The organism is Jutongia huaianensis, assembly GCF_014384985.1.
Lineage (GTDB): Bacteria > Bacillota > Clostridia > Lachnospirales > Lachnospiraceae > Jutongia > Jutongia huaianensis.
In genome coordinates this window covers 202,037-214,546 of record NZ_JACRSX010000001.1, presented here as the reverse complement: position 1 = coordinate 214,546, position 12,510 = coordinate 202,037, and the positions used below count along the sequence as shown (strand labels likewise).

Annotated in this window: 6 protein-coding genes and 1 riboswitch; all 6 genes read left to right on the top strand. The window is 45.1% G+C overall.

Annotated elements, in window-relative coordinates:
• Positions 1–147: 147 nt before the first annotated feature.
• The 6 genes from tuf (at position 148) to proC (ending at position 12,427) form a co-directional block, all read left to right on the top strand.
• Positions 148–1,335, top strand: a complete 1,188-nt coding sequence (gene tuf, locus H8704_RS00910) for an elongation factor Tu (protein WP_249296941.1) — start codon at positions 148–150, stop codon at positions 1,333–1,335.
• A 295-nt stretch (positions 1,336–1,630) separates the two neighbouring features.
• Positions 1,631–6,772, top strand: a complete 5,142-nt coding sequence (locus H8704_RS00905) for a leucine-rich repeat protein (RefSeq protein WP_249296940.1) — start codon at positions 1,631–1,633, stop codon at positions 6,770–6,772.
• 276 nt (positions 6,773–7,048) lie between these two features.
• A riboswitch (SAM riboswitch) is annotated at positions 7,049–7,146 on the top strand.
• A gap of 99 nt (positions 7,147–7,245) precedes the next feature.
• Positions 7,246–8,433 (top strand): methionine adenosyltransferase, encoded by a 1,188-nt coding sequence (gene metK / locus H8704_RS00900; RefSeq protein ID WP_022465837.1) that lies wholly within the window; start codon positions 7,246–7,248, stop codon positions 8,431–8,433.
• A gap of 94 nt (positions 8,434–8,527) precedes the next feature.
• Complete coding sequence (rny, locus tag H8704_RS00895) at positions 8,528–10,093, top strand: ribonuclease Y (RefSeq protein ID WP_022465838.1); 1,566 nt, start codon at positions 8,528–8,530, stop codon at positions 10,091–10,093.
• 134 nt (positions 10,094–10,227) lie between these two features.
• A complete protein-coding gene (locus H8704_RS00890; RefSeq protein WP_249296939.1) occupies positions 10,228–11,601 on the top strand; it encodes an ASKHA domain-containing protein in 1,374 nt (457 codons plus the stop codon).
• 34 nt (positions 11,602–11,635) lie between these two features.
• The gene (gene proC / locus H8704_RS00885) at positions 11,636–12,427 is read left to right on the top strand and encodes a pyrroline-5-carboxylate reductase (protein WP_249296938.1); all 792 of its coding nucleotides are present in this window, start codon (positions 11,636–11,638) and stop codon (positions 12,425–12,427) included.
• Positions 12,428–12,510: the final 83 nt, after the last annotated feature.

Sequence of the window (12,510 nt, the reverse complement as noted above, 5' to 3'; positions counted from 1 at the left end):
TTTTAGAAAATGTTAGTAAAAATGTGTCTCATAGTATAAAAAGCACTTGAAAATTCCTGTAAAGTGCAATATAATAATGCCCATAGCGTGAAATTTGTCCGTGATGGGCAGACTATGAGTCGTATGAATTAAGGAGGATAATTAAAAATGGCTAAAGAAAAGTTTGAAAGAACCAAACCCCATTGTAACATTGGTACCATCGGTCACGTAGATCATGGTAAAACAACACTTACTGCTGCAATCACAAAGGTACTTGCTGCAAGAGTTCCTGGTAACTCAGCTGAGAACTTTGAAGATATTGATAAGGCTCCAGAGGAGAGAGAGCGTGGTATCACAATCTCTACTGCTCACGTTGAGTATCAGACAGAGAAGAGACATTACGCACACGTTGACTGCCCAGGCCATGCCGATTATGTAAAGAACATGATCACTGGTGCTGCTCAGATGGATGGTGCTATCCTCGTAGTAGCTGCTACTGATGGTGTTATGGCTCAGACAAAGGAGCATATCCTTCTGTCCCGTCAGGTAAACGTACCTTATATCGTAGTATTCCTTAACAAGTGTGATATGGTTGACGATGAGGAGCTGATCGAGCTCGTAGAGATGGAAGTAACTGAGGCACTTGAGGAGTATGGTTTTGAAGGCTGCCCAATCATCAAGGGTTCTGCTCTTAAGGCTCTTGAGGATCCAAACGGTGAGTGGGGCGACAAGATCATGGAGCTTATGGATGCAGTTGATGAGTTCATTCCAGATCCAGAGCGTGCTACAGATAAGCCATTCCTGATGCCTATCGAGGATATCTTTACAATTACCGGTCGTGGTACTGTTGCAACTGGTAGAGTAGAGCGTGGTGTTCTCCATCTCAACGAGGAAGTTGAGATCGTTGGTGTTAAGGAAGAGGTTCAGAAGACTACTGTAACAGGTATCGAGATGTTCCGTAAGCTTCTTGATGAGGCTCAGGCTGGTGATAACATCGGTGCTCTTCTTCGTGGTATCAAGAGAGAGGATATCGAGAGAGGTCAGGTACTTGTAGCTCCTGGTACAACTACTTGCCACAAGAAATTCACAGCTCAGGTTTATGTACTGAAGAAAGAGGAGGGTGGTCGTCATACTCCTTTCATCAATAACTATCGTCCACAGTTCTACTTCAGAACAACTGACGTAACAGGTGTATGTAATCTTCCTGATGGTGTTGAGATGTGTATGCCAGGCGATAACGTAGAGCTTACTGTAGAGCTCATTCACCCAATCGCTATGGAGCAGGGTCTTAACTTCGCTATCCGTGAGGGTGGACGTACAGTAGGATCTGGTAAGGTTGCTACAATCATCGAGTAATCTTTGATCAGATTCACATCAAACTAGATTTTATAGGGCTTTCCTAAGAATAGGGGAGCCCTTTTTTAGTGCATAGGAAAATGCTCGTAACGTAGAGGGAAGAAAGTTATTTATCTCTTATGGGGATTATTATGTGTGCGGAATGAAATGTTTAATTGACGATGATATATAAATTTGTTATTATTAAAGATAGCAATTTGTGCGAATTATGCCGGAAAATGGCGTAATAGTCAGACAAAAGGCAAAGCAGACAAAAGTCTGCAGTCATTGCTCAAAGGAGCAGAAAGGAGATCACATGAAAAAGAATTTTGGAAAACAAGTGAGAAGACGCTGTATGAGCGTTGTTCTGGCTTCCGCTCTTGTTATCTGTACACCGGCGGCCGATACCTTTTCAGCAGCAGGGATCATACCGGGGATAATGCAGAAGGCAAAGGCGGCATCTGGTCAGATTGATGACAATCAGAAGCTGAATAGCGATATTATTGCAGATGCCACATTGCTTGCGTATCTGAGGGACAAGACCGGCAAGGGGGATGCCGCTACAGTAAAGGATCTGCGGAGTGCTGATCTGAAGGAGATTGTCGTTCCGGCAGATGTGCATGATCTGAAAGGCTTAGGATATGCATTGAGTATGACAACGCTGGATCTGAGTCAGTGTAAGGCAGTAGAAATTAACGAGGATGAGTTTAACGGATGTACGGCATTAACAACCGTATCCCTTCCGGCTTCGGTAGACCGGATTGGAAAGAATGCGTTTAATGGCTGTACTTCTTTAGAAGGAATTGATCTTTCCAATATTGATTATTTTGGCGCTTCTGCTTTTGGTGGATGTTCGAAGCTGACGAATGAATCGATCGGAACCATGAAGTCTACAGTCAAGGAAATTGGAACAGCCGCTTTCAGTGGATGCAAGGCGATCACAGAAGCAAAGGTTCCTGTGATCACCGGTGAGAATGCTCATATGGTACCGGCACAGATGTTTAACAACTGTGAAAAGCTTGAAAATATTATCTTTTGCGATGAAAAGCTTACGGGAATTCAGGATCAGGCATTCGCAGCAACGGGAGCACTTACCTTTGGCACGGATCGAACCAATAAGCTTCCGGATACCATTGAGTCTGTGGGACAGGGTGCGTTCTCTGCAAGTAAGATCACCTCGATTGACCTGAAGAAAACCAAGATGACCTGGATCAGTGAAGATACTTTTATGAAGAGTATGCTGGCAGAGATCGAGCTTCCAGAGAATCTCACGGATATCCGTGATGAGGCGTTTGAAAGCTGTCACATTGAGAAAATTGTAATGCCAAATACCGTGGAAAAGCTTGGAGAGTCTGTTTTCCGGTATGCCGGCAGTTTATTGGATGTTAAGTTATCCGTAAATATTACGGAAATACCAAGATATGCGTTCCAAAAAGCGGGAACCGAGCAGTTTACAGGAGATATTGACAATATTACAAACTGGGATGATCTGCTGGATAACATGGATGGAATGAAGGTTACCTTCAATGGAGAAAGTTCCCAGAGTAAACTGAAAAAGATTGAGGGCAGTGCTTTTAATGCAAGTACGATCTGTAATGAGGACTTTCTGGCAGGTCTGACCCAGCTGGAGTCAATTGGAGATAATGGATTTTCATATACAGATTTTAAAAAGGTGACAATTCCTGCCTGCGTTACGACGCTTGGTGAGTCTGCCTTTGCAGGCATGTATATGATGAAGAAAGTGGTATTTGCCAAAGACAGCAAGGTGACAGAGTTTCCAAAGGAATTGTTTGGAAGCAGTAAGGCAGCCACTAAAAAGATGACCTATGCGGATCTGGTGTTAGAATCTGTACAGCTTCCGGATGGGCTGAAAAGTATTGGTGAGGATTGTTTTGGAAACTGTTGGGCTTTGAAGACCATTGGCTATAGTGATAAGATGGTGGAAGGGGAGCTGCATTTTCCTGAGACCTTAACGACTATTGAGCAGAAAGCCTTTGAGAGCAGTGGATTTTATGAGATTACAGCATATGATGAAAATGGTGTAGGATATGCCGATCAGAAAAAATATTGTTTACCGGTATATCCGGCAGGATACACCAGTGTATATATTCCGGATTCGGTAACTTCTATTGGAAATGGTGCATTCCAGAAATGTCCGATGATGAAGGAAATTTATTTTGGTGATGGATTAACGGAGCTGCCGGCAGATGTTTGTGCAGGCTGCGGCTCTTATCCGTATAAAGAAAATGCAACAACAAAGATTACAGAAAAAGAATGTCTGGTGACACCGACACCGGTTCCGTCCGGGGAGACGGGGAAACTGGGAGAAACTACATATCATCCGATTGAATTTATTGGTTTACAGAAGGTGAAGCTTCCGAAGAATCTTGAGAGCATTGGAAATAATGCATTCAAAGAGTGTTATGCATTAAAGGGCTTTTGTGATGACAGCTCCAAGGAGGTTAATGAGTATCTTAACGATAAGCTCACAGAAATTGGAAACAATGCGTTTATGTCCTGCAAGAGTCTGAGCAAGATTACTTTTCCATCTTCTCTTGAAACAATCGGAGATTATGCATTTGCCCAGACATCTCAGGATGTCAGCTGCACAGTAACATCTTTGAGTACCCTGAAAAATGTTTCGTACTATCAGCAGTATACAGGATTGAAAGACGTGAGTTTCCGTTTTGCGAAGAATCTGCAGTCCATTGGTAAATATGCATTTCAGAGATCTGATCTGAGCAATATTGATTTTCTGTCCGATAAAATTGAAGAACTGCCGGAAAGTGTTTGCGAAGATTGTTACAATCTGGAAACAGTTTCCGTTCCGGAAACAGTCAAGAAGATCAATCAGAATGCATTCAAGAATACATATAAGCTGGATAGTATGAAGGTTCCTCTTTCCGCAGAATGGTCGGATAAGATCTTTTCCGGTGTGGCAGGCTTTGCAAAGAGAACAGTCACAATTCTGGCAAATCCGGCAGAGAAAGATAAGAGTATTTATAACCAGCAGGAAAATGAAGTAGATTTTAACTGTGTTAAAAACTTTAAAGATATGACCGTTACAGTCACAGATGGAATGAAGGATCAGAATGATAAGACAAGTGATCTGTTGAATAATGATTCCAATGAGTTTGTAAAAGTCAAAAAAGAAGAGGCGGCAGATGGGCAGTTCCAGGCAATCAGTATGTTTGGCAAAAAAATGGGTGATGCCAAGGTGCGTGTATCCGGTACGATCCGTCTGGAGGGAAATATTCACGCAGAGAATAATACCACGGCGTTAAATGATGCGTGTCTCGTTCTGCAGGTATCACAGCTTTACAATATTCATGTAACACAGAATCCAATCGATATTTTAGAGTTCTCAGCGGATCAGCTGGCAAGTGAGGCAGGGGATCCGGTACTGTATCTGCAATATGGTGCTGCAAAGACAACCGGGCTCAAGGCATCTTATCTGGCAGAGGACAGCAGTCAGGAGACCACAGATTCTATCGAGTGGAGTATTGATAATACAGAGATTGCCTCCATTGAGGGGACACCGCTTCCGGCACAGACAACGACACCGGATGGAGCCAAAAAGGGAATGTCTACGGTCAATATACGTCCGGGTGCAATAGGGGATACCAAGGCTGTAGTAAAAAGCAGTTCAGGAAAAACCGGGGAGTGCAAGATACGCGTCCGAATCGCTATGGACCAGATTGCATTATCAAGACGTAATGTGGGAATAGATGTCAATAAAGAATTTGATCTTTCCGTTGACGAGACAAAGTATAGCAAAGATAATGCGGAGCTTTTGGAGAAAAATCCGGGATATCAGGATGTTTATCGTTATACTTCCAGTGATGAAAAGGTAGTAACGGTTGATCCGACAACCGGTAAAGCGAAGACGGTGGGAGAAGGAACAGCGACAATCCGTGTAACAAGTCTGGTAAGCGGAAAAAGTGATACATGTACCGTAAAGGTTCAGGAGGGTTATGTACCTTCCGCAGATTCTGTCCAGCTTTCGGAAACACAGCTGCAATTATTTGTGGGAGATGACGGAGTGAAGCTGACAGCCCGGGTTCTTCCGGAGGAGTCTGTACAAAACGTAACCTGGAGCAGTAGTGATCAGAGTATTGCGACAGTCTCAGAGGATGGTTTGGTCACACCTGTGAAGGCTGGAAAAGCAGATATTACCGCAAAAGCAGAAAACGGAAAGAGTGCAGTATGTCGTGTGGTAGTCAGTACCCATGTTGATTCCGTTTCACTGGATCAGACAGAGATGACAATGTACACAGGACAGACAGTAAGCTTAAAGGCTCAGGTATTGCCGGAGGATGCCACAGATAAAACCATGAGCTGGACCTCCGGTGATGAGGCTGTTGCAAAGGTGGATACCAGTGGACGAGTAACTGCTGTAGCCAAAGGAACAACAACGATCACGGCAGAATCCGTTGACGGAAAGAGTGCATCCTGCAAGATTACGGTAATGACACCGGCAGCATCAGTAACCTTATCACAGGAAGATATCGTTATGAATGTAGGAGAACAGACAGCTCTTACGGCAACGGTACTTCCGGAGGATGCAAGCCAGAGTGTAGAATGGATCAGCAGCAATGCATCAATTGCTACTGTTGCAGGTGGCATTGTGACTGCGATCAAAGAGGGCTCTGTAAATATTACTGCAAAAACAGCAAATGGTAAGACGGCAGTCTGCAAGGTAAAGGTTAAGATTCCGGTAGGATCCGTCAGCCTGGACAAAGCGGAATTATTGCTGGAGATGGGTGGAACCGCAACACTGAAAGCGGAGGTTCTGCCGAAGGAAGCAACGGACAAAAAGATTACCTGGACCTCCAGTGATGAAAATATTGTAACGGTTAACAGCTCAGGCAGTGTAAAAGCAGTAAAGACCGGTACCGCTACCATCACAGCAACAGCAGATGGAAAGAGTGCAGTATGTACCGTAAAGGTTGGGGCTGTCGTGGAATCGGTTACTATTTCAGCAACAGAGCAGACCGTAGCAATGGGTGGTACAGTGACGTTAACAGCAGGTGTTGTACCGGCAGACGCCAATCAGACGGTTGAGTGGACCTCCAGTGACGAAACCGTTGCAACCGTAGTAAATGGTGTGGTAACAGGTCTGAAGATCGGTACCTGCAACATTACGGTAAAAGCCGCAGGAGGAAACAAAATGGCTGTCTGCAAAGTGACAGTAACGGCACCGAAGGTAAAACTTCTTGCAGCAAAGAACGTCAAGAAGAGAGCAGTTAAGATAAAATGGAAAAAGATTGATGGCGTTGCCGGATATCAGGTAGCTGTGGGAGGCAAGAAAAAGTTCACTACAAAGAATTCAATCAAGATCAAGAAGCTTAAGAAAAAGAAGAAATATGCTGTAAAAGTCCGTGCATATACAGTATCGGGCGGAAAAAACGTATATGGAATGTGGAGTAAAGCAAAAAAAGTTAAAATTAAGAAATAATATGAAATTTTTGGTAAATTAGGGTTGCAATTTATTTCAGTTTGGGTATACTAATAATTAGTAATGCGACCTAGTGATATGACGAATATCATGCATTACTATTCCCCCCTCTGAGAATAAAATGTCAGTAAAGAGCTGTTTTCTGCTAGAGCAGAAAACAGCTCTTTTACCATTCAGATGAAAAATCCCCTCATTATGTTCGTTTGGTAAAAATTACGGGTTGACGAATACATAGAGGACGTGTATTATAGATAAGTACAAAGTGAATATTACGAACTCTTATTAAGAGTGGTGGAGAGTGAAGGCTCTGTGAAACCACGGCAACCCCCATCAGTGGAAGGTGCCAATCTGAGCGAGAAATCGAACAATAAGAGGAGTTGAGTTGATCAAGTCCATCTTTTTGATGGTCTTTTTTCTTTGTTAAAATTTTTATAATAATACGTTATGGTTTTGATTTTTTAAGGAGGTACAACATGGAGAAAAGATTATTTACATCTGAATCAGTGACAGAGGGACATCCGGATAAAATATGTGATAATATTTCTGATGGTATTTTAGATGCGCTGATGGAACAGGATCCGATGAGCCGTGTGGCGTGCGAGACGGCGATCACCACAGATTATGTATTGATCATGGGAGAGATCACCACGAAGGCAAAGGTCGATTATGAGAAGATTGCCAGAGAGACGATCCGCGAGATCGGATACGATTCCGATGAGAAAGGTTTTAACTGTGATACATGCCGTGTGAAGGTTCTGTTAGATTCTCAGTCACCGGACATCGCTATGGGTGTGGATAAGGCGTTGGAGGCCAGAGAGAACGAGATGTCAGATGAGCAGTTGGAGGCAATCGGTGCAGGAGATCAGGGAATGATGTTTGGATATGCAACGGACGAGACGCCGGAGCTGATGCCATATGCGATCGCACTGGCACATAAGCTGACGAAACAGCTTACCAAGGTTCGTAAGGATGGAACGCTTCCTTATCTCAGAGCGGATGGAAAGAGCCAGGTAACGGTAGAGTATGATGAGGATGGCAAGCCGGTCCATGTCAATGCCGTTGTAATCTCCACCCAGCATGCAGAGGATGTCACACAGGAGCAGATTCATGAGGATATTCGTAAATATGTGATCGATCCAATCGTTCCGGCAGAATTTATCGATGAAACCACAAAAGTATTTATTAATCCGACAGGACGTTTTGTGATCGGTGGACCAAACGGAGACAGCGGTCTGACCGGCAGAAAGATTATTGTTGACACCTATGGCGGATATGCCCGTCACGGCGGTGGAGCATTCTCCGGTAAGGACTGCACGAAGGTAGACCGTTCTGCAGCCTATGCGGCCAGATATGTTGCAAAAAATATTGTGGCAGCAGGACTGGCAAAGAGATGCGAGATTCAGCTTTCTTATGCGATCGGTGTCGCACAGCCGACATCTGTTATGGTAGATACCTTTGGAACCGGTAAGCTGGATGACCGGAAGCTGGTAGAAATTATCCGTGAAAAATTTGATCTGCGTCCGGCAGGCATTATCAAAATGCTTGATCTGCGCCGCCCAATCTATAAGCAGACAGCGGCTTACGGGCACTTTGGAAGAAATGAACTGAACCTTCCATGGGAGCAGACAGACAAGGCAGAGGAGCTTCGCAGTTATATGTAATTCGCTTGACATATTGTTATAAACAGTATAAAATTAAATCGTTGTATTGTGCTTAAAATATACAACGAAATCATATAAGGAGGTGTCCTATTCGATGTCACCAGTAGCATATATTATTATTGCTATTGTTGTTCTATTGGTTGGGATTATCGTTACCGCGCTTGTGACCAAAAAAGTGGCTGTAGACAATTATATCAAGTCTGAGGAGCAGCAGCTTGGATCAGCACAGGACAGAGCAAAGAAGATTGTTGACGATGCTCTGAAAAATGCAGAGACTACAAAGCGCGAAGCATTGCTTGAGGCGAAGGAGGAAGCGATCAAGACAAAAAATGAAATTGAACGCGAGTCCAAGGAACGCCGTGCAGAACTTCAGCGATATGAAGAACGAGTATTGTCGAAAGAGGAATCTCTGGATAAAAAGTCAGGACAGCTGGAAAGAAAAGAGGCAGCCCTTAATAAAAAGGATGCAAGTCTTGATGCCCTCAAGGAGGAGTTGGAAAATGCCAAAGCAGAGAATCTGCATAAGCTTGAGGAGATTTCCGGTTTAACTTCTGAACAAGCGAAAGAATATCTTTTAAAATCTGTTGAAGAAGACGTAAAACATGAAACTGCAGTTCTTATAAAAGAACTGGATCGTAAGGCGAAGGAAGAAGCGGATAAGAGAGCAAAGGATTATGTAGTAAATGCGATTCAGCGGTGTGCGGCTGATCATGCGGCAGAAACTACAATCTCTGTTGTCCAGTTGCCAAACGATGAAATGAAGGGAAGGATTATCGGTCGAGAAGGTCGTAATATCCGTACATTGGAACAGCTGACAGGTGTTGATCTGATCATTGATGACACCCCGGAGGCCGTTATTATATCTGCATTTGACGGAGTAAGACGAGAGGTAGCGCGTGTTGCTCTGGAGAAGCTTATTGTAGATGGTCGTATTCATCCGGCACGGATTGAGGAAACAGTCATTAAGGCTCAGAAGGAAGTGGAGTCAATGATTCGTGAGGAAGGTGAGGCTGCGACACTGGAGGTTGGTGTTCACGGCATTGATCCGGAGTTGATCCGTTTACTGGGAAGGATGAAGTTCAGAACCAGTTATGGTCAGAATGCATTGAAGCATTCAATCGAGGTGGCACATTTGTCCGGTCTGCTTGCTGCAGAGCTGGGTGAAAATGTGAGAATTGCCAAGAGAGCTGGTTTATTACATGATATAGGTAAGGCAGTTGATCAGGAGATCGAGGGAACACATATCCAGATCGGTGCAGACCTGTGTCGCAAGTATAAAGAGTCAAAGGTTGTTATCAATGCCGTGGAAGCACACCATGGTGATGTAGAACCAGAGTCCATCATTGCATGTATTGTTCAGGCCGCAGATGCGATTTCCGCAGGCAGACCGGGAGCACGCCGTGAGACACTGGAAACCTACACAAACAGATTAAAACAGTTAGAGGATATTTCGAATAGCTATGAAGGCGTAGAAAAATCATATGCCATTCAGGCTGGACGTGAGGTACGTGTAATGGTCGTACCGAGTCAGGTAAGTGACGATGATATGGTACTTATGGCGAGGGATATTTCCAAGCGGATTGAGTCTGAATTAAAGTATCCGGGTCAGATCATGGTAAATGTGATCCGGGAATCCAGAGTTACCGATTATGCAAAGTAGACACAACAATATCTAGAATTAGAAATCGTCACGGATTCATATCCGTGGCGTTTTTTAAATCATAGATTAATGATCAATACGAAAAAATAAAGCTTGTGCATCAGATATTATCAGAACAGATCAGAGGTGAAAATATGCAGATTGTCCGAATGGCAGAATCGGATACTATTAAGGGAAGAGGCAGAAAGGGACAGCCGAAATCAGATAGCTGTGCCGTAAAAATGGCTGGTGCTGCCTGTGGTCTGGCGGTGGATATAGGAACTACTACAGTGGTTATGGGATTGTATGATCTGGATTCCGGTGAGAGACTTGCCGGGCTTCAGGAAAAAAACAGTCAGACGCTTTTGGGGGCAGATGTGATGATGCGGTTAATGCACTGTCAGAGGGGTTCTCAGCATACGTTGGAACAACGGATCCGGGAGCAGATTCAGAATATGGCGGAGCAGCTTTGTGACGGATTTTGTGCATTGGAACAGATTAAAACGATTGCGGTTGTGGGAAATACAACTATGTGTCATATTTTTCTGGGACAGGATACATCCGGTCTGGCGGGCAGCCCATTCTGTCCGGCTTACCGGGGAATATACCGCTGCAAGGGCAGTGATATTGCTCTTCAGGAAATGAAGGATACGGATGTGATCGTACCGGCCGGAATTGATGCTCATGTGGGGGCGGACGCCGTGTCTATGATCTGCGCGCTGCAGCTTCCGGAAACAAAGGAGACGATACTGGCAGTAGATATTGGCACCAATGCCGAAATCGCACTGAGTTGTAAGAGAGAAATTTCGGTCTGCTCTGCCCCGGCGGGACCGGCCTTTGAGGGGGCACAGATCTCGCAGGGGATGCGGGGAGAACCGGGAGCAATTGCGGGGATGCATATTGCCCGGCAAAGTGGTAATATATTATTGGAAGTGATTCCGGATGACAGAAGAAATGTATATCCGGTGAGGGGAATCTGTGGATCGGGATTGATCGACAGCATTGCTTCTCTGAGACAAAGTGGTATTCTGCAGCCGGACGGTTATCTTCTTTGCAATCCAGAGGAAGCGGACAGACTGGGGATTCCGGGATATCTCAGAGAGAGGATTACAGAGAAGGGCTTTCTGGTGTATCTGGATCCCGGGGGGCAGCAGGTATGTCTGACACAGAAGGATATCCGGCAGTTTCAGCTGGCCAAGGCCGCAGTGCAGGCCGGGATACGCATGCTCCTGGAGCAAAAGGGACTTGCCCTGCAGCAGGTGGACAGAATCTATATTGCCGGTGTTTTTGGAGGACATATATCCAAGAAAAGTGCTGTGCTTACCGGGCTTTTTCCGGATATTGCCCCAGAAAAGCTTGTGATCGCAGGAAATGCTGCGGGAGAGGGAGCGGCAAGGGCATTGTTGTCAGAGGTTTTTTTGCGGCAGACCGAGCAGGTTGGCACAGAGGCGGCACATATTGAGCTGGCACAGCAGGAAGCCTTTCAACAGGAGTTTTTAGCATCTATGGAGATTGTTCCGTGGAATTAAGGCTGCAACAGAAGCAGCAGAATGGAGAATGATTATGAAAGTAGGTTTTATTGGAGCAGGAAATATGGCATCCGCTATGATCGGTGGAATGCTGCAGAAGGGACTGTTGCAGAAGGAGGATATTATTGCATCCTCGGCAACACAGAAGACAGCAGACCGGGTGGCGCAGGAGTTTGGCATCCGCACGACGCTGGATAATAAAGAGGTGGCCAAGGCAGAGATTGTGATCCTTGCCATTAAGCCGATCTATTGTGAGGGAGTGATCCGGGAGATCAGAGATCAGATCGGAGAAAACCAGATCGTGGTAACGATCGTTGCAGGCAGATCATTACAGTGGCTTTCAGATACTTTTGGCAAGCCGGTGAAACTGATCCGGACGATGCCAAATACTCCGGCATTGGTTGGAGAAGCAGTTACGGCATTATGTCCGGGAGAGCTTGTCAGTGAAGAAGAACTGGAGGAGGTCTGCAGACTGTTCCGTGGCTTTGGAAAAGCCGAGGTCGTTGGAGAACATTTGATGGATGCGGTGGTTGCCGTCAGCGGAAGTTCTCCGGCCTATGTTTTTATGTTTATTGAGGCTATGGCAGATGCAGCAGTGGCAGAGGGAATGCCGCGGGCGCAGGCATATCAGTTCGCGGCACAGTCAGTTCTTGGCAGTGCCAAAATGGTACTGGAAACAGGAAAGCATCCGGGAGAGCTCAAGGATATGGTATGTTCTCCGGCCGGTACAACCATTGCAGGAGTATGTAAGCTGGAGGAAAAGGGATTTCGAAGCAGCGTAATGGAATGCATGAAGGCATGCGCAGATAAATCCCGCAATATGTAGTTTTTGAAAAATAGCATGTTCCAGGAGCTATGTTTCTTATGCAGGGAAAACCGGGCTGGAGCATCCGCACTGTTTGTGCAAAA

Excerpts from the sequence above, each read along its gene's own strand:
- metK (WP_022465837.1), top strand. The coding sequence starts at position 7,246 with ATGGAGAAAAGATTATTTACATCTGAATCAGTGACAGAGGGACATCCG.
- tuf (WP_249296941.1), top strand. The coding sequence starts at position 148 with ATGGCTAAAGAAAAGTTTGAAAGAACCAAACCCCATTGTAACATTGGT.
- H8704_RS00890 (WP_249296939.1), top strand. The coding sequence starts at position 10,228 with ATGCAGATTGTCCGAATGGCAGAATCGGATACTATTAAGGGAAGAGGC.
- rny (WP_022465838.1), top strand. The coding sequence starts at position 8,528 with ATGTCACCAGTAGCATATATTATTATTGCTATTGTTGTTCTATTGGTT.
- H8704_RS00905 (WP_249296940.1), top strand. The coding sequence starts at position 1,631 with ATGAAAAAGAATTTTGGAAAACAAGTGAGAAGACGCTGTATGAGCGTT.
- proC (WP_249296938.1), top strand. The coding sequence starts at position 11,636 with ATGAAAGTAGGTTTTATTGGAGCAGGAAATATGGCATCCGCTATGATC.